This is a genomic window from Thalassobaculum sp., assembly GCF_040219215.1.
Taxonomy (GTDB): domain Bacteria; phylum Pseudomonadota; class Alphaproteobacteria; order Thalassobaculales; family Thalassobaculaceae; genus Thalassobaculum_A.
The window spans coordinates 91,905-109,904 of record NZ_JAVJSX010000008.1; the positions used below are offsets into that span (position 1 = coordinate 91,905).

Sequence of the window (18,000 nt, forward strand, 5' to 3'; positions counted from 1 at the left end):
TCATCGGCTGCCTCCCGGTACCCATAGCACGTCCTGCCGGCCGCGGTCGTTGATCCAGCGGGCCAGCACGAACAAATGGTCGGACAGGCGGTTCGCGTAGTGCACCGCCAAAGGATTGATCGTCTCGTGTTCGGCCAGCGCGGTGATCTCGCGCTCGGCCCGCCGGGCAACCGTCCGGGCGAGGTGAAGCTGGGCGGCGGCCGGCTTGCCACCGGGCAGGATGAATGAGTTGAGCGGCGCCAGTTCGGCGTTCATGGCGTCGATCTCGCTTTCCAGCCGGGTTACCTGTTCCGCCACGATGCGCAGCGGCGGGTATTTCGGGTCGGCCTGTTCGGGCGTGCACAGATCGGCGCCGAGGTCGAACAGGTCGTTCTGGATGCGGGCGAGCATGGCGTCGCATTCCGCTCCGCCGTCGGCGGCAGCGGTCAGCCGGGCAAGGCCGATCACCGCGTTCGCCTCGTCGACCGTGCCGTAGGCGGCAGGCCGCGCCGAATGCTTGGCGACCCGCGTGCCGTCGCCGAGTGAGGTCTGACCCTGGTCGCCGCCGCGCGTGTAGATCCGGGTCAGGCGCACCATCGACGGCTCACCCCTTCGTCAGGCCGAGCAGCACCGCGAAGACCGCGATCGCGATGGCCTGGAACAGGACGCGGTAGCGCATCATCTTGTTCGACCACTTCGCGTTAAACTCGCCGCCGCGGGCCATTGCGATCAGGCCCCAGAACAGCGCGCCGACGGTCGCGGCCATCGCCAGAAACAGGAAGACTGTGAAAAGCGTGTTCATGGTTGAAACATATAGACCCGGCGCGGGCGACTGCGATACCGAAACCGACTTTGCGCCGTGGCTGATCGTCGCGGACTGGATAGCAGGCTATGCCGTCCGTGCCGCGACCATCAGCAGGGACAGTGGGGCGCCGTTGTCGCCTGCCGGTTCGCGCAGGGTCTCGAGCGCCAGCCCGGCATCGCGGATTAGAGCCAGCCAGGATTCAAGGGTCCGGAAGTACCAGGGCATCGGCGCCCACGCCTCATCCGAGCTCGCGAATGCGGAGAAGTCCTCGGTCCGCCAGCCGTCGCGGTAGCTGCTGCCGGCCGACGCCCAGGGGTGCAGGGTCTGGACGATCACCACGCCGCCGGGGGCCAGCCGGGAGGCGGCGGACGACAGCAGGTCGACGGCTCGGCTCTCCAGAAGGGCATAGTTGAACACCGCCACGTCGACTCCGGCGACGACTGCATCCGGGTTTGCAATGAACTCGGCGTAGGTAAGATCCCGGTAGTCGCCGCCGGGGTCGCTTGCCCGTGCGGCGGCGATCAGCGACGCGCAGCCGTCCAGGCCGACGGTGGCGCATCCGGGTTCCTGGGTGAGGCGTCGGACCAGCCAACCTTCACCGCAACCGATGTCGAGCACGCGGCGCGGCCGCCGACCGACGATCGCCGAAACGATTGCGGCGTCGGTCGCTGCCTTGCGGCTGGCGATTCCGCCGCTGCGCACCGTCCTGGTCCAGGCGACGGCGTTGGCGTTCCATGAACGGATGAGTTGTTCGACAGGATCGGTTCGGTCAGGCATCGGCCTCGGGGTCAAACGGGTCAGTTGCGCCCAGCGGTGAGCAGGCCCCGCGCGATCACACCCGCTTGGATCTCGCCGGCTCCCTCGAAGATGTTGAGAATCCGGGCGTCGCACAAGACCCGGCTGATCGGATATTCCAGTGCGAAGCCGTTGCCGCCGTGGATCTGCAGGGCGTCGTCGGCCGCGGCCCAGGCGACCCTGGCGGCCAGCAGCTTGGCCATTCCGGCCTCGATGTCACAGCGCCGGTCGCTGTCTTTCTCGCGGGCTGCGTAAAGGGTCAGAGCGCGGGCTGCGGCAAGCTCTGCCGCCATGCGCGCCAGCTTGTTCGCAACCCGCGGAAAGTGGCGGATTGCCTTGCCAAACTGCACTCTTTCGGAGGCGTAACGAAGCCCGAGTTCCAGGGCATTGCGTCCGACCCCGAGGGCGCGCGCGGCGGTCTGAATCCGCGCACTCTCAAAGGTCGCCATCAACTGCTTGAAGCCCTGACCCTCGACGCCGCCAAGCAGGGATGCAGCCGGAACGGAGAAGCCGTCGAACGCGATCTCGTATTCCTTCATGCCGCGGTACCCCAGCACCGGGATCTCGCCGCCGCTCATGCCCGGCGCGGGAAATGGTTCGGTGTCGGTGCCGCGCGGCTTCTCCGCCAGCAGCATCGACAGACCGCGGTAGCCGGACTCGTTCGGATCGGTCCGCACCAGCAATGTCATCAGGTCGGTGCGGGCGGCGTGGGTGATCCAGGTCTTGTTGCCATGCACCTTATAGGTGTCGCCGTCGCGTACCGCCCGGGTGCGTAGCCGGGCCAAGTCGGAGCCGGTGTTCGGTTCGGTGAACACCGCGGTCGGCAGGGTCTCGCCCGACGCGATCCGAGGCAGCCAATGCGCCTTCTGGGCGTCGGTGCCGCCGAGCCGGATCAATTCCGCGGCGATCTCCGAACGGGTGCCCAACGATCCGACGCCGATGTAGGCGCGGCTCAAGGTCTCGGAGACCACGACCAGGGCCTCCTTGCCCATGCCGAGCCCGCCGTGCTCTTCCGGGACCGTCAGCCCGAAGGTGCCGAGTTCGGCCATGGCCTCGACCACCTCGATCGGGATCAGTTCGTCGTCCAGATGCCAGCGGTGGGCATACGGTTCGACCTTGTCGGCGCCGAAGCGGGTGAACTGCTCGCGGACCATGGCCATGGTCTCGTCCAGGCCGTGGTCGCCGAGGCCGTCCGGATCGCCGCTTTCCAGGCCATCGTGCAGAGATTCCGCGAGCGCCATCCGGGCCGCCTGGCCGTTGCCCTCGCGCATCAGGCGCCGGCACGGCTCGTCGGCCAGCGGCGCGAGGTCGGCCGGCTCCAGTCCCAGATCGTGGGGGCGTATGGTCTCGGTCTGGGTCATGGCGATGCCGCCGGCGATCTGGCCCAGATACTCACCGTAGGCGACACCGAGAATGGCGGACTCGCGGTCGCCGAAACGCCCGGAATCCGCCAATCGATCCGCCCAGGCGAGGGTCTGACGCAGCGCTTCGACGGTCGTCGCAAGCCATGCGAATCCGTGGGCCATGGTCTGTTCGGAATCCAGCGCGGCGGCGTCGGCCCGGCCTCCGGGTGCAAGGCGAGCGCTGACCTGACGTCGCGCGGCCTCCAGCACGGAATCGGCGGCGGGAAGGGCGGCGCGGGCCAGCGCTCGGGTGTCGAGATCCCGTCGTTCAGCGGCCGAATCCGGGGCGGTGTCGTTCATGGGAGGCTCCGAGGGGTGTCCTGCGGGCACGATGGCGCGGAAGTGCCTGTGGGTCCAGGCGATGCGGCGGTGAAATCAGTTCGGATCCGACGCGTTTCTCATGTTGAGCCAAAGCTGTGGATTATAAGGCATTGAAATCACGTGATAGATGAAGTTTGATCATATCTGAAATGCCGGCTCCGCTTGATGCTCCGTCGGGTTGAAAGTGTCTGCCGGACGCGGCATTAACCATATTTATCAGCCAATTGTTAAGAACTTGGTGACGGAGCGGAACGGACCGGCGGGCGCGTAACTCCGAACGCGGTTGCACGGGAGTGCTGCCGGGAGTACCGTCAGGGTGACTTGTCCATATGTGGCGCGCTTCTGCGGTTTTGAGTCTAGTAGTGGTAGGATTATGCCTGACGCCTCCAATCCCGCCAGCACGCGCGGCACGTCGTACATTGTGGCCTGTTCGACCGGATTTCGCGACCGGGTGACCCGTCTGGCGGCGCGCCGAGGCGCCAGCCCGGCCGATCTGGCGCGCGCGGTTCTGTTGCTGGTGGATCCCGAACAGCTTGGTCGGGTTCAGGACCCGGGCGAGCCCGCGCCCGGTGACCGCGAGGCGATCGAGTTGCGATCCGGGGCGTCCAAGGGCCGAACGCTCAAGCGCAAGCCACGGATCCAAATGCGACTTCCGGCGGGATACCGCGATACGGACCTGCGCCGGGCGCTGGCACTCGCGCTGCAGATGGCAGAGGGCGAAGCCGAGCTTTCGGTGGTCACCGCGTCGGACCGCAAGGCGGAAGCTGCCGTCGATCGGGCGCGCGACGGCCTGGCGACGGAGAACGACACCCTGCGTCAGCTGGTGGCGGACCTCGCCACGCCGGTGCTGGCTCGTGGCATCACCAGCCGGGCCGATGCCCTGTTCGTCCTGGGGTTTCCGCCGTCGACCGTGCCGGACGCAACCATGATCAAGCGGCGCTGGCGGCGGCTCGCGGTCATCTACCACCCGGATTCCGCATTCGGCGACCACGACCGGATGAGCCAACTGAACCTCGCTCTATCGCGGTTGATGGGGTGACTCAGGTCGTCGTTGACCGGCGGTCGCGCCTCGGGTAATTTTCTTTCCATGAAAGTGGATCTCCAATTGCGGCCGGTCGGCCGCATCGGCCGGCGAATTAGCCGCCCGGTCCTCGTCGAGGGCCGGGACTGTGCTGTTCGTCCGTCCGACATCGTTGGAGATACCCCATGCGCGCCGAGCGCCTGACACCGTCTACCGCTTCCGCCTTTCCCGCTGAAACCCAATCCCCGGTTGCCTGCTTCTCGATCCAGGCAGACGCCGATCCGTCGGTCATGCCTCGGGTGCTGGAGCTGTTCGCCAAGCGCGGGATGATTCCGCTGCGCTGGCACGCCGATCTCGGCGGCCGACGGCGGGACGAGTTGACCATCGACCTGCAAGTCGATGGCGTCGATCGTTCCAAGGCCGAGCAGATCGCCAACGCCATCCGGCAGATGGTGGCGGTGGTCAACGTTCTGACCAGCGAGAAGAGTTACGCCTGATAGAGCTCCGGGCGGTCGCTTTCCGGTCGTCATACCAGACGGGGGCTGACCCGGAGACCGTCAGGCGGCGGGTGCCGGCAGGTTGTCGCGCGCGGGATGACGGTTGTTGCGGTTGCGGGGGATTGCCGTGCCTTGCCGCCTCGGGCATAGAGCAGGCATGTCCTTTCTCGACCACGTCCGCCACTGCAACGCCTACTCCCTTGCCGACTTCGTGCCGTTCCGCGTGGGCTCGGCCAGGGTCGGCTGGATCCGCCGCCCGTTGACGCTGGAGCTGATGCGCTTCGGGCCGCTGTTCCACGTGTTCGAGGACCTGGTGCACCTGAACCCCGACCTGCGCACCGCGGAGGAGCGTACCGCCGCTGTCGACGAGGCGTTGTCGGCGCTCCGGGAGGACGGCCTGATCGGCCGGTTGCGCGGTGAGCGCTATGCGGTGATGGAGCGGCCCGGCACCGAGGTGCTGTTCGAGATGGACCGCGGGGCGGTGACCCAGTTCGGGATCGTCAATCTCGGCTTCCACCTGAACGGCCTGGTCGGCCACGGGCCGGACACCCGGATGTGGATCGCCCGGCGCGCGCTGGACAAGACGACCTATCCCGGCCGTCTGGACAACATGGTGGCCGGCGGCCACCCGGCCGGGCTGACGCCCCGGCAGAACCTGCTGAAGGAATGCGCCGAAGAGGCGGGGATACCGGAGTCGCTCGCCGAAACGGCAGTCCCGGTGTCGATGATCAGCTACACCATGGAGGTTCCCGAAGGACTGCGCCGGCACGCCTTCTGGTCATACGACCTGCAGGTGCCGGCCGGGTTCACGCCCGAGCCGGTGGACGGCGAGGTCGACAGCTTCACCCTGATGGACATCGACGAGGTTGCCCGCATCGTCGAGACTTCGGATGCCTTCAAGTACAACTGCAGCCTGGTCGTCATCGACTGGCTGATGCGCACCGGCCGGATCGACCCGGAGCACCCCGACTTCCACGAACTGTCGGTCGGACTGCACCAGCCCTGGCCGTAACGACCGAGGGCTGCTGCATCCGGCCCGATCAGCCGCGCAGGGTGCCGCCGACGTTCTTCTGGACCGCGGCGACGATCTTGGTGCTGACCGCTTCGATCTGCTCTTCGGTCAGGGTCGCGGTGCGGGGCTGCAGCGTCACTTCGATGGCGATTGACTTGCTGCCCTCCGGCAGGCCGGCGCCGCGGTACTCGTCGAACACCCGGACCCCGTCGATCAGCGCCTTGTCGGCCCCGGCTGCCGCCCGCGCCAGCTTGTCGGCCGGTGTCTGCTCGTCCACCACGAAGGCGAAGTCGCGCACCGACGCCTGGAACGGGATGCGCTCCAGCAGCGGGCGCTGCGATCCCTTGCGCTTCGGCATCGGAACCGCGTCCAGCAGAACCTCGAACGCCACCGCCGGTCCCTTCAGGTCGAATGCCTGGAGGATGCGCGGGTGCAGTTCGCCGAACCGCGCCAGCACCTTGGGGCCCAGCCGCAAACACCCCGAGCGGCCGGGGTGGTACCAGGACGGGGCGTCGTCGGTGGAGACCTGCAGGTTGCCGGTCGGCGCGTCGAGCGCCTCAAGCAGCTCGATCGCATCGGCCTTCACGTCGAACACGTCGACCGGACGGTCGGTCTTGCGCACGTCGCGCGGGCCGGTGCGGCCATGTCGCAGGCCTGAGGCGACCCAGGCCTGGTCCTGCGGCTGGTCGCCGGCATATTCCGGCCCGACCTCGAACAGCGCCAGATCGGGATAGCCCTGGTTGGCGTTGCGGGCGGTGGCGGCCAGCAGGTTCGGCAGGATCGCCGGTCGCATGACGTCGAGGTCGGCGCTGATCGGATTGACCAGGGTCCGCTCGGCGCCGGCACCGCCGAACAGCGCGGCGTGCTTCGACGGCAGAAACGAGAAGGTCACCGCCTCCATCATGCCGCGCGCGGCCAGCGCCCGCTTGGCCAGGCGGCGGCGATTCTGCTCCGGTGTCAGCGCCGGATGCGGAACGGTGGTGTCGCGCTCCATCGAGACCGGTGCGATGGCGTCGTAGCCGTTGACCCGCACCACTTCCTCGACCAGGTCGGCCTCGCCCTCGATGTCGCCACGCCACGGCGGCGGCATCACGGTCATGGTCTCGCCGGCGCCGGATACCTCGAACCCGAGCACCGACAGGATGCGCTTGGCCTCTGCCTCCGGCACGTCGACGCCGCACAGCCCCTTGATCCGGGAGTGCCGAAGCGCGATCGACCGACGCCAGTTCGGCTCGGTGCCGGCGACCACCATTTCGCTGGCCTCGCCGCCGCAGATCTCGAGCACCAGCCGGGTCGCGACCTCGGTGCCCCAGAACGGGCCGGTCTGGTCCAGTCCGCGCTCGAACCGATAGCGCGCGTCGGACAGCACCCCGAGCTTGCGGCCGGTCGTCGCCACCGAGATCGGATCGAAGATCGCGACTTCCAGGAACATGTCGGTGGTCTCGTCCGACACGCCGGAACGCTCGCCGCCCATCACGCCGGCCAGGTCGTCGGCCCCGTGGTCGTCGGCCAGGACCAGCATGCTCTCGTCGAACACGTACTCCTTGCCGTTCAGGGCCAAGTACTTCTCGCCCGGCTTGGCCAGCCGGATCGTCAGGTCACCGGACACTTTCGCCGGATCGTAGGCGTGCAGCGGCCGGCCGACGTCCAGCATCACGTAGTTGGTGATGTCGACCAGCGCGGAAATCGGGCGCAGCCCGACCGCGCGTAGCCGGTCCTGCATCCATTTCGGGCTGGGGCCGTTCCTGACCCCGCGGAAGTAGCGCCCGGCGACGATCGGCGCCAGGTGCTGACGGTCATCCGGCAGGTCGATCCGCCACTTCAGGGGACTCTGGAAGGTTCCAGCGACCGGCGAGGTATCGAGCGGCTTCAGGGTGCCGAGGCCGGCGGCCGCGAGATCGCGGGCGATACCGCGCACACCGAGGCAGTCGGCGCGGTTCGGCGTGACCGCGACGTCGATGACGGGATCGCCCAGGCCGGCCCAGTCGGCCCAGCCGGCACCGACCGGCGCGTCCTGCGGTAGGTCGATGATGCCGTCATGCTCGTCCGACAGGCCGAGCTCGCGCTCGGACAGCAGCATGCCGTTGGATTCCTCGCCCCGGATCACGCCCTTCTTCAGGTCGACGCCGGTGCCGGGGATGTGGGTGCCGGCCGGTGCGAACACGCCCTTCATGCCGGTGCGGGCGTTCGGCGCGCCGCACACCACCTGCACGATGCCGTCGCCCGCGTCGACCTTACAGACCCGCAGGCGGTCGGCGTTCGGGTGCTGGACCGCCTCGATGACATGGGCGATGCGGAACGGCTTGAACGCGGCGGAGCGGTCCTCCACCCCCTCGAGTTCCAGGCCGAGCATGGTCAGCCGGTCGGTGATCTCGGTCAGCGACGCGGTGGTGTCGAGGTGGGTCTTCAGCCAACTCAGGGTGAACTTCATGGCTCAGAGTCCTCCCGCCACGGTCGGCTGGGCGATCGGCACGAAGCCGTAGTGGCGCAGCCAGCGCAGGTCGGTGTCGTAGAACGGTCGCAGGTCCGGGATGCCGTATTTCAGCATGGCGATCCGCTCGATCCCCATGCCGAAGGCGAAGCCCTGGTACTCGGCCGGGTCGATGCCGGCGTAGCGCAGCACGTTCGGGTGGACCATGCCGGAGCCGAGGATCTCCAGCCAGTCGTCGCCGGCGCCGATGGTCAGGCCGCCTCCCTTTCGCGAACAGCCGATGTCGACCTCGGCCGACGGCTCGGTGAACGGGAAGTAGGACGGCCGGAACCGCACCGGCAGGTCGTCGATGCCGAAGAACGCCCGGCAGAAGTCGATGAGGCAGCCCTTGAGGTGGCCCATGTGGGTCTTCTTGTCGATCACCAGCCCCTCGACCTGATGGAACATCGGTGAATGGGTGGCGTCGTGGTCGGAGCGGAAGGTGCGGCCGGGCACGATGATCCGGATCGGCGGGGTCGTCGTCTCCATGGTGCGGACCTGCACCGGCGAGGTATGGGTGCGCAGAACCTTGCGACGGCCCTCGGCGTCGGGCTGCAGGTAGAAGGTGTCATGGTCCTGGCGGGCCGGATGCTCCGGCGGGAAGTTCAAGGCCTCGAAGTTGTAGTAGTCGGTCTCGATGTCGGGACCTTCGGCGACCGTGAATCCCATCTCGCAGAAGATGGCGGTCAACTCGTCGATGGTCTGGGTGATCGGATGGATGCGGCCGCGGGCCTCCGGCCGCGCCGGCAGCGACACGTCGATGCGCTCGCGGGCCAGCCGGGCGTTGAGCGCGGCGTCCCCCAGCGCGGCACGGCGGCCTTCCAATGCGTCGCTGACCGCGTCCTTGACGGCGTTAAGGGTCTGGCCGGCGGCGCGGCGCGCCTCGGGATCCAGCCCGCCCAGCGCCTTCATGCGCTCGGTGATCCGCCCCTTCTTGCCAAGGGCGGTGATGCGTACCTGTTCCAGCGCTTCCAGCGTGCCGGCCTGTTCGACCTCGGTCAGCAACTCGGCGCGCAGCGCGTCCACGTTATCCATCATGTCCCCGAAAATCGGACGATCCTCTACCAAGGGCGCCGTTTTAACGGGTCGCGCGCGTCAAGGCGAGCACGAGATGGTTTCAGGGCTGTTGATAGCGATTTTCGCCGTTCGCGCGCCGCAGGCCGACTCCGGCGTAGAAGGCGGCGAGGCTGGCCGCTTCAATCGGCGAGGCCGATGCAACGGCCGATGTGCGGCACATCGAAGCCATTGCCTTGTCGCGGGCCGCCGGCTCCAGGTAGGCGCCCTCAAAGTCGCAATCGACCAACTCGGCCTGGTCGAACTTGACGGCGCGCAGGTCGGCGTTGCGGAACGAGGAGCCGCTGATCACGGCCTTGCGGAATCGGACCCCGACCAGCCGGACGGCAACCTCGCCGTGCGTCGTCGATCCGTCGCCGCGAACCAGTTCGATCGGATCGAAGCGCGAATCGGTCACGTGGGCCCGATCGAACACCGCTCGGTCCAGGTTGGCGCCGTCGAAGTGGACCTGGTTGATCGACGCGCCGTCGAGGTGCACGCCGCGCATGGTCGCCAGACGGAACTGGCTGCGGTTGAGGCAGGCACCACGAAGATCGGCACCGGACAGGTCGGCGCCGCTCAACTCGACCCCGGTCAGGTCCATGTCCCGGAGGTCGAAGTCGCGCAGTTCCGCACGTTCGCCGGCCCGGCCGTTGGTCTGGATCCATCGACGGTGAGCCGCGATGATCCGACGCAACACCGGCGGAATCCCGCACTGGCCGGGGGACACGGCGGCCAATGCCGTCATGCCATACCCCCAGGGACGTGGTGCGCGGAGCCCGTCGCGGTGTCTAAGCGCTGATGCATCCGTCTTTCATACGGACCCTTTGTTAAAGGCGGATGAACGCGGATGGTTAATTACGCGGGACGGGCGGACGTTTGGTCAGCCGATGAATTTGGGCATGACCCAGCGAGGCAGGGCCAGGATCGCCTCGGGGAACAGGATCACGAACAGCAGGACCCCCAGCATCGGCAACAGGATGACGCAGACGTCCTTCAGCGCGTGGATCAGCTTGATCTCGCCAATCGAACTGGCGATCAGCAGGCACAGGCCGTAGGGCGGCGTCACCAGCCCGAACGCCAGCGAGACGACGCCGATGATCGCGAAATGGATCGGGTGGATGCCGGCGGCCTGGGCGACCGGGAACAGCACGGTGCCCAGGATGATGATCGCCGGGATGGCGTCGATGAACATCCCGACGATCAGGAACGCCGCAGCGACCAAGAGGCCGGTCTCGATCGGGCCGGTGCCCCAGGCGGCCATCACCGTGACCAGGGATTTCGGGATCTGGAAGAACGCCAGAATCCAGCCGAACGCCGATGCCGTGCCGATGCAGAACAACGAGATCGCCGCGAACCGGGCGCTCTCGTACAGCACCTTCGGCAGGGTCTGGAAGGTGAAGGTGCGGTAGACGAACAGCCCGATCGCCAAGGCGTACAGGACCGCCACCACCGAGGCTTCGGTCGGGGTGAAGAACCCGCCGACGATGCCGCCGACGATGATCAGCGGCGTCATCAGAGGCAGAATGGCATTGGCAATGGCGCGCCCGACCTCGGGCACGCTGGAGCGGGTGTAGACCGGGTATCCGCGGCGGATCGCGTAGATGTACACCAGCACCATCATGGACGCGGCAATCAGAATGCCCGGCAGGACGCCGGCCAGAAACAGCCCGCCGATCGAGACCGACATCAGCCCGCCCCACACCACCATCAGGATGCTCGGCGGGATGATCACGCCCATCACCGACGAACAGGCGGTGATCGCGACCGAGAAGCTGGCGTCGTAGCCCTGCTTCTTCATCTGCGGGATCAGCAGGGAGCCGATGCCGGCGGCGTCGGCGGTCGACGAGCCGGAAATGCCGGCGAACAGCATCGAGACCATGACGTTGATGTGGCCGAGCCCGCCGGGCAGGTGGCCGACCAGCGCTTTCGACAGGTCGATAAGGCGCTGCGTGATGCCCGCGCTGTTCATCAAATTGGCGGCCAGCAGGAAGAACGGTACGGCCAGCAGCACGAAGGAATTGTAGGAGCCGAACATCTGGTCGAACAGCAGGGTCGGCGACAATCGGTTCGACAGGAAGAACACCGGAACGCAGGCCAGGCCCAGCGCGAACGCCACCGGAATACGGATCAGAACCAGAACGCCGAAGGTCCCGAACAGGATGGCGGCGACCTCACCCGGCGACATTGGTCTCTCCCGTATTGTAGGTTCCGCGGATCTTGGCGATGTCGACGGCGAGTTTCTCGATCAGGAACAGGGTCCAGGCCACGCCGGCCAGCGGCCAGGCGATGTAGATCGTGATCATCGGCAGGTCGGCGATCTCCGACGACTGCAGCAGTCCTTCATCGGCGAACTGCTTGCCGTACCACACGAAGCACAGCGCCAGCGCCATCATGACGGAGTGCACGACCAGCCGTTGCCAGCCCTCGCCGGCAAGGGTGCGGGGGTGCGGCAGCACGTCGACGTCGAAATGGCTGTCGTCGCGCACGGCGATCATCGCGCCCAGCATGATGATCCACACGAAGAAGAACCGCGCGACTTCCTCGGTCCAGATGTAGCGCGGCACGAAATCGATGTAGCGGGCCAGGATCTGCAGGGTGACCGGGACGATCAGCAGGGCGATCAGCGCGGTGATCGCCACCCGCATCACGCGGTCGATCCAGTCGAGTATTCGGGTCAGTCTCGGGGTCATGGCAGGCGGCCCACCTCAAGCTCGTCACACGTCAACCGACGGCGGACGATCGTTTCCAATCGTCCGCCGCACGGTCTGCTCGCAGATTGCCGAGATTACTTGATGCTGTTGATCTTCTCGAGCACGGCGGTGGCGCCGAGTTCGGCGGCGTACGCCTGCTTCACCGGCTCGGCCAGTTCAAGCAGCTTGGCGCGGTCGGTGAACTTGTGGGTCTTCAGCTTGCCTTCGCTCTCCATCTTGGCGAGCTTGGCGGAATCCTGCGACGACTCGATGTCGCGGCCGTGCTTTCCGGCCGCCTTGCCCGAACTCATGATGCAGGCCTGCAGGTCGGCGGGCAGCTTGCGGAAGGTCTTGCCGCTGAACCCGATCGGCCGGACGGTGATGGCGTGCTGGGTCAGCGAGATGTCCGGACCGACTTCATAGAACTTCATCTGCTCGATGCCGGCCGATTCGTTCTCGGCGGCGTCGATCACCCCGGTCTGGATGGCGTTGTAGACCTCGGAGTAGGCGATCACGGTCGGGGCCGCGGTGATGGCCTGGAAGATCTGGGTCTGGATCGGCGCGCCCATCACGCGGATCGGCAGGCCCTTCAGATCGGCCATGTTCTCGACCGGCCGCTTGACGATCAGGTTGCGGGTGCCGCCGCCGGCATAGCCGATCAGGATCACGTCGGCCTTCGCCTTCACATCGTCGGCGATCGGCGCCAGCCCGTCCTGCTCAAGCACCTTGTTCCAGTGATCCAGGTCCCGGAATAGGAACGGCATGTCCATGAGCGGGGCCATCTTCGAGTAGGTCGACATGTGCGACGGCGAGGCGATCGCGTAGTCGACCGACACACCCTTGCTCATGAAGTTGAAGTAGTCCTTCTCCAGACCGAGTTCGCTGTTGCGATGGAGCACGAACTTGATCGGCTTCTTGTAGCAGGCGGTGGTCAGCTCCTCGAACTTCAGCAGCGCCTTGTTGAAGGCGTGGTTGTCGTCGAACTGGACGGCGCCGTGCAGCTCGATTTCCTGGGCGGCGGCCGGCATGGCTGCCATGGCCAATAGGCCGGCGGCGGCGAGGGCGCCGGCGAGGCGGATGCGGTGGGTCATGTCTCACTCCCTTGGAACGCAATTATCTGGCCCGCCGATCTCCATTCGGGCCGGCAGGCTCGTGGCCGGCAGTCACCGACGCCCCGCAGCGTAGGCGGTTACCATATCAGATGGCAATATGATGACTTGAGGTTGCGCGCTGATCGCGAGCCGGCAGGGTACGCCGCTGCGGGCTGCGCACCAAGGGGTGAAGGCCGTGCTCGCAACGCGAAAACGGCCGGTCTTGCGACCGGCCGTTCAGCTATCTCGTCGTCTGACGTTCGATCAGGCGGGCAGGGCTGCCTTCGCCTGTTCGACGATCTGCTTGAAGGCCTCAGGCTCGCGGATCGCCAGGTCCGAAAGAACCTTGCGGTCGAGCTCGATGCCGGCCAGCTTCATGCCGTTCATGAACGTCGAGTAGGTCATGCCGTACAACCGCACACCGGCGTTGATGCGCTGGATCCACAAGGCGCGGAACTCGCGCTTGCGGACCTTGCGGTCGCGGTAGGCGTACTGCTGGGCCTTCTCGACCGCCTGGACGGCGACCCGGAAGACGTTCTTGCGGCGGCCGTAGTAGCCGGCGGCCTTGTCGATAACCTTCTTGTGGCGGGCGTGAGCCGTTACGCCCCGCTTAACGCGTGCCATTGCTCAGCCTCCTCAGCCGTAGGGCATGAATTGTTTGATGATGCCGGCATCCGCCTCGCACAGGATCATGGTCCCGCGATTCTGCCGCTTCATCTTCACGCTCTTGGCGCTGAGCTGGTGCCGCTTGTAGGCCACGTTCGCCCGGACCTTGCCGGAGCCCGTGAGCCGGAAGCGCTTCTTCACGCTGCTCTTGGTCTTCATCTTGGGCATTTCGTCGCTCCTGTTCTGTCGTGATCGACACGTCGCCGGCCGGGCAGCCCTTTTGGCCCGCACGCGGCGCCCCGTCCCGGAACCCGCAGGTCCCGAGAGGAAGGCGGGGATATACAGGCAGCAGCGGCACGGTGCAAGCGATCTCGACCGCGGCGGCTTGCCCTGCGTCGACAGGGCGGCTTAGGCTCGCACAACGTGTTCGGCGACCGCGTCCGGACCGGCCATCGTCCAGGATCGAACCGCATGACAACCGACAATCCTCCGTCCGCCGGCTGGCGCGCGTTTCCGCGCTATCCCGACCCCGCGATCACCAGCCTCGATCCGCGGTTCGACAAGTACAAGATCTTCAGCGCCGCGGTCGAACGGCTGCACACCGGATCGCGCTGGGCGGAGGGTCCAGTGTGGATCGGCGACGGCCGCTACCTGCTGTGGAGCGACATCCCGAACAACCGGATGCTGAAGTGGGAGGAGGAGACCGGTGCGGTCAGCGTCTACCGCCACTCCACCGACTATCCGAACGGCAACACCCGCGACCGCCAGGGCCGCCTGATTACCTGCGAGCACGCCGGCCGCCGGGTCGTCCGCACCGAGTACGACGGCTCGATCACCGTTCTGATGGACCGTTGGCAGGGCAAGCGCCTGAACTCGCCGAACGACGTGGTGGTGAAATCCGACGGCTCGATCTGGTTCACCGACCCGCCGTTCGGCCTGCTCGGCAACTACGAGGGCAACCAGGCGGAGTCCGAGACCGGGCAGGCGGTCTACCGGATCGACGGCGAGACCGGCGAGGCGGCCCTGATCGCCGACGATGTGCTGGGTCCGAACGGCCTGTGCTTCTCGCCCGACGAAAGCATCCTGTACGTCGTGGAGTCGCGCGGCGTACCGCACCGCAAGATCCTGGCCTATGACGTGGTCGATGGCGGCCGCGGCATCGCCAACAAGCGTGTGCACATCGACGCCGGTCCCGGTGGCACCCCGGACGGCATGCGCTGCGACGTCGATGGCAATCTGTGGTGCGGCTGGGGCATGGGCACCGCCGAACTCGACGGCGTGCTGGTGTTCGCGCCGGACGGCGCCAAGATCGGCCGGATCGCCCTGCCGGAACGTTGCGCCAACGTCTGTTTCGGCGGGCGCAAGCGCAACCGGCTGTTCATGGCGGCCAGCCAGTCGCTGTACGCGGTCTACGTCAACACCCAGGGAGTGGCTGGCGGCTGACCGGCTACCGGCCGCTGGCGCGCAGCAGCGCCAGCCCGGCCGGTGTCGCCTGCACCACCGGGCCGGCCGTTCCGCCGTCGGTCCGGGCCACCAGGCCGCGATCGACCGCATCCTCCCACACCGGCAGACGCGGGCACGAGGTGCGCCAGGCGTCCATGACCTCGGTGTAGGGCTTCGGCTCGACCGCGACCCAGGCCACCAGGTCGAGGATCAGCGGTTCGTGCGTTTCCGGCATGGCGGTTCTCCTTTCGCGTCGGATCGTCATCCCTAGCTCGTGACCATCAGGTAGCTGCCCTGCAGCACATAGTACCCTGAAATCGCGGTGATCAGGTGGCCGGCCCAGCGGCGGTACTGGGTGTCGCTCATCGCTTCCAGGACCTTCTTCGACAGCAGGGTCCCGGTCATGGCGGCGGCGACCGCCAGCACGGCCACCAGCGGATCCACCGTGCCGACCTGGTCGATCAGCGCGCTGAAGTACAGAAGCTTGATGCCGTGGCCGACGATCTGGCAGATCCCCTTGGTCGCGATGATCTGCCGACGCTCCAGACTGCCACCCAGGAAGAACTGGTCGAGCAGCGGGCCGGCGACGCCGGTCATCAGCAGCAGGCTCATGCAGGTCGCGCCCATGGCGACGCAGTGAGTCTTCTTCTCCGGTGTCAGCCGGCGCCCTTCCGGCACCAGCCTCGCCAGGAACGGGGTGACGCCCAGGAACAGCAGGGCCATCGGCTTGCTGGGGACGAACAGCCAGATCGACCACACCGCCAGGGCCAGGCCCGATCCGACGACGAACACGGCGACGACCCGCCACTGCACATGGCGCCACCACAGCGCCGCCCGCCAGCCGTTGGAGGCGATCTGGGTGATGCCGTGCAGCGCCATCGCCTCCGGCACCGGCATGATCGCGAGCAGGACGCCGACCAGGATCATGCCGCCGGCCATCCCGAAGATGCCGGACAGGAACGACGTGGCCACCATCACGGAGCACACGACCAGGATCAGCAGCGGTGTCATTCGATAGATCCCCTCGCCTGCCAACGTTGTGCGCCGGTTGAGCCGGTTCGGCAAACGGAGTTATGTTCCGATCAGCATCAGCTTTCCTGAGGGTGACATGCGCCGGCTCCCGTTTCTGAACGGCGTTCGCGCGTTCGAGGCCGCGGCCCGAGCCGGCAGCTTTGCCGGCGCAGCACAGGAACTGCACGTCTCGCCGGCGGCGGTCAGCCGGATGGTCCGATTGCTCGAACAACGGCTCGGCCTCGCCCTGTTCGAACGCAGCGCCAATCGGTTGGCGCTCACCGTGGCCGGTCGAACCTATCAGGCCGGCCTGACCCAGATCTTTGATTCCCTGACGCTGCTGACCGATCAGGTGACTTCAGTCGGCACCCGTCGGGTCCTGACGGTGGGTGTCGGTCCGACCTTCGCGATCCGCTGGTTGATCCCGCGGCTGGCGGATTTCCGCCGGCGTGCGCCGGAGATCGACGTGCGCATCACCACCGGCGGGGTGGCGGCCCCGTTCGACCCGGACTGGAGCTGCGGCATTACCCTGGGCGACGGGCGTTGGCCCGATCTGGTGGCGGAACCGCTGTTCGCCGCCGACCTGCTGCCGGTGTGCACGCCGGCGCTGGCCCGCACCCTGTCGGCGCCGGCCGATCTCGACGGAGCGTCCCTGCTGCGGGTCGGTCACGCGCCGGACGACTGGCCGCGCTGGCTGCGAGCGGCCGGCCAGACCCGGACAACGGCCAACGGGCCGCAGTTCGAATACTACGGTCAGGCCCTGCAGGCGGCGCTCGACGGGGTCGGGGTGGCAATGGGCATCCGGCCCTATGTGGACGACGACTTGGCCGCCGGCCGCTTGGTCGCGCCGTTCACGGCGACCGTGTCGAAAGGCAAGGGCTGGTATCTGGTCTACCGGCAGGCCCGCGCCGACGAGCCGGCGTTCACCGCCTTCCGGGAGTGGTTGCGCGTCGGCACCGACGTCCACTCGGGAGGCGCTGTCACCTGACGCCAGACGAACGGCGGCGTTACGATCGGACGAGGAACTCCTCGATGACCGACCCGACCGGCCGGCCGTGCGGGTCGGTCGGCACGAAGGTTTCCCGGGTGCGGACGGAGGTGAAAGGGGCCCGGAACGGGTAGTCGGTCATTCCGACGTCGTGCCTCTCGCGCGGTCGGTCCCGGTTCTCGTGAAACACCGCCTGCACCCGCGGTTCGATCAGACGCTCGCCGTAGAAGCGGAGTGCCGCCATCGACATGTGCTGGAACGACAGGAAGTTCACGAGCAGGTCGATCGGAACGTCGATGCGGTCAATCAGCCAGGGAGCGACGATGTTGATGCCGCCCTCGATGATCGGGTCCCGATCATGCCAAACCACGTTCACCCGGCCGCCGAAGAAACGGTGAAGGTATCGCGCGGCCAGCAGCATGTTGAGCGGCAGATCGATGTAGAAGGCGGTCTTCACACCGAGCAGCAGAACCAGATCACGGGTTGTCCGACCATGTCCGCCGCCGATCTCGACGAGGATGCGCGTCGGACGGTCGTGCCGGCGCATCGCGGCATTGGCGTCAAGCCCTCGCCGCCCGACCCTCAGCGCGTGGTATGTGCTCGTGATGGCGCGCTGGTTTACGACGAGCGGCACACGGATTCCGCCGAAATCATAGCGTTCGTCGATCAATGTCAGCCAGTCGCCGAACCGTTCGGGATAGTCATCTGCAACTGTCTGACCGACCCGACGGGCCCGGGATCCCACCATCTTCTGGTAGCGCTCGATCTCGGCCCCCTCGACGGTCGGCCGGCGTTGGCCGGCCACGTCGACG

Annotated in this window: 20 protein-coding genes; 5 read left to right on the top strand and 15 right to left on the bottom strand. The window is 67.1% G+C overall.

All coding sequences use genetic code 11. The features are described from left to right. From RIC54_RS05750 to RIC54_RS05765, 4 genes are all read right to left on the bottom strand, one after another. The gene (locus tag RIC54_RS05750; protein WP_350085201.1) at positions 1–576 is read right to left on the bottom strand and encodes a cob(I)yrinic acid a,c-diamide adenosyltransferase; all 576 of its coding nucleotides are present in this window, start codon (positions 574–576) and stop codon (positions 1–3) included. A gap of 7 nt (positions 577–583) precedes the next feature. Beyond that, positions 584–781 (bottom strand): twin transmembrane helix small protein, encoded by a 198-nt coding sequence (locus RIC54_RS05755; RefSeq protein ID WP_350085204.1) that lies wholly within the window; start codon positions 779–781, stop codon positions 584–586. Between the two features lie 87 nt (positions 782–868). After that, the gene (locus RIC54_RS05760) at positions 869–1,561 is read right to left on the bottom strand and encodes a class I SAM-dependent methyltransferase (protein WP_350085207.1); all 693 of its coding nucleotides are present in this window, start codon (positions 1,559–1,561) and stop codon (positions 869–871) included. Between the two features lie 20 nt (positions 1,562–1,581). Continuing rightward, a complete protein-coding gene (locus RIC54_RS05765) occupies positions 1,582–3,282 on the bottom strand; it encodes an acyl-CoA dehydrogenase family protein (protein WP_350085210.1) in 1,701 nt (566 codons plus the stop codon). Positions 3,283–3,676: 394 nt separating this feature from the next. Between RIC54_RS05765 and RIC54_RS05770 the strand changes: the two genes are divergently transcribed. The 3 genes from RIC54_RS05770 (at position 3,677) to RIC54_RS05780 (ending at position 5,833) form a co-directional block, all read left to right on the top strand. After that, positions 3,677–4,342 (top strand): J domain-containing protein, encoded by a 666-nt coding sequence (locus RIC54_RS05770; protein ID WP_350085213.1) that lies wholly within the window; start codon positions 3,677–3,679, stop codon positions 4,340–4,342. Between the two features lie 167 nt (positions 4,343–4,509). Beyond that, entirely contained in the window at positions 4,510–4,821 is a 312-nt protein-coding gene (locus tag RIC54_RS05775) for an ACT-like domain-containing protein (RefSeq protein ID WP_350085216.1), read from the top strand. Positions 4,822–4,978: 157 nt separating this feature from the next. Next, positions 4,979–5,833, top strand: a complete 855-nt coding sequence (locus tag RIC54_RS05780; RefSeq protein WP_350085219.1) for a DUF4743 domain-containing protein — start codon at positions 4,979–4,981, stop codon at positions 5,831–5,833. Between the two features lie 28 nt (positions 5,834–5,861). Here the strand turns inward: RIC54_RS05780 and pheT are convergent, their stop codons facing one another. From pheT to rpmI, 8 genes are all read right to left on the bottom strand, one after another. Then, entirely contained in the window at positions 5,862–8,264 is a 2,403-nt protein-coding gene (gene pheT / locus RIC54_RS05785; RefSeq protein WP_350085222.1) for a phenylalanine--tRNA ligase subunit beta, read from the bottom strand. 3 nt (positions 8,265–8,267) lie between these two features. Continuing rightward, complete coding sequence (pheS, locus tag RIC54_RS05790) at positions 8,268–9,338, bottom strand: phenylalanine--tRNA ligase subunit alpha (protein ID WP_350085225.1); 1,071 nt, start codon at positions 9,336–9,338, stop codon at positions 8,268–8,270. Positions 9,339–9,420: 82 nt separating this feature from the next. After that, complete coding sequence (locus RIC54_RS05795) at positions 9,421–10,104, bottom strand: pentapeptide repeat-containing protein (RefSeq protein ID WP_350085228.1); 684 nt, start codon at positions 10,102–10,104, stop codon at positions 9,421–9,423. 135 nt (positions 10,105–10,239) lie between these two features. Continuing rightward, the gene (locus RIC54_RS05800) at positions 10,240–11,544 is read right to left on the bottom strand and encodes a TRAP transporter large permease (RefSeq protein ID WP_350085231.1); all 1,305 of its coding nucleotides are present in this window, start codon (positions 11,542–11,544) and stop codon (positions 10,240–10,242) included. Then, on the bottom strand, positions 11,531–12,049 hold the full coding sequence (locus tag RIC54_RS05805; protein WP_350150844.1) for a TRAP transporter small permease: 519 nt from the start codon (positions 12,047–12,049) through the stop codon (positions 11,531–11,533). The genes RIC54_RS05800 and RIC54_RS05805 overlap by 14 nt, the downstream gene beginning before the upstream one ends. 95 nt (positions 12,050–12,144) lie before the next feature. Beyond that, a complete protein-coding gene (locus RIC54_RS05810; RefSeq protein ID WP_350150846.1) occupies positions 12,145–13,140 on the bottom strand; it encodes a TRAP transporter substrate-binding protein in 996 nt (331 codons plus the stop codon). A gap of 264 nt (positions 13,141–13,404) precedes the next feature. After that, positions 13,405–13,764 (bottom strand): 50S ribosomal protein L20, encoded by a 360-nt coding sequence (gene rplT, locus RIC54_RS05815; RefSeq protein WP_350085240.1) that lies wholly within the window; start codon positions 13,762–13,764, stop codon positions 13,405–13,407. Between the two features lie 12 nt (positions 13,765–13,776). Continuing rightward, positions 13,777–13,974: a 50S ribosomal protein L35 gene (gene rpmI, locus RIC54_RS05820; RefSeq protein WP_350085243.1), complete on the bottom strand. Its 198-nt coding sequence runs from the start codon at positions 13,972–13,974 to the stop codon at positions 13,777–13,779. A gap of 243 nt (positions 13,975–14,217) precedes the next feature. Between rpmI and RIC54_RS05825 the strand changes: the two genes are divergently transcribed. Then, entirely contained in the window at positions 14,218–15,189 is a 972-nt protein-coding gene (locus tag RIC54_RS05825; protein WP_350085246.1) for an SMP-30/gluconolactonase/LRE family protein, read from the top strand. Positions 15,190–15,193: 4 nt separating this feature from the next. On the opposite strand, the gene RIC54_RS05830 is transcribed toward RIC54_RS05825, so the two are convergent. Both RIC54_RS05830 and RIC54_RS05835 read right to left on the bottom strand, forming a co-directional pair. Beyond that, positions 15,194–15,424: a hypothetical protein gene (locus RIC54_RS05830; protein WP_350085249.1), complete on the bottom strand. Its 231-nt coding sequence runs from the start codon at positions 15,422–15,424 to the stop codon at positions 15,194–15,196. A gap of 32 nt (positions 15,425–15,456) precedes the next feature. Then, positions 15,457–16,200, bottom strand: a complete 744-nt coding sequence (locus RIC54_RS05835) for a TSUP family transporter (RefSeq protein ID WP_350085252.1) — start codon at positions 16,198–16,200, stop codon at positions 15,457–15,459. 97 nt (positions 16,201–16,297) lie between these two features. On the opposite strand from RIC54_RS05835, the gene RIC54_RS05840 reads away from it, so the two are divergent. Further along, on the top strand, positions 16,298–17,188 hold the full coding sequence (locus RIC54_RS05840) for a LysR substrate-binding domain-containing protein (RefSeq protein ID WP_350085255.1): 891 nt from the start codon (positions 16,298–16,300) through the stop codon (positions 17,186–17,188). Between the two features lie 19 nt (positions 17,189–17,207). On the opposite strand, the gene RIC54_RS05845 is transcribed toward RIC54_RS05840, so the two are convergent. Further along, entirely contained in the window at positions 17,208–17,993 is a 786-nt protein-coding gene (locus tag RIC54_RS05845; protein ID WP_350085258.1) for a putative sugar O-methyltransferase, read from the bottom strand. Positions 17,994–18,000: the final 7 nt, after the last annotated feature.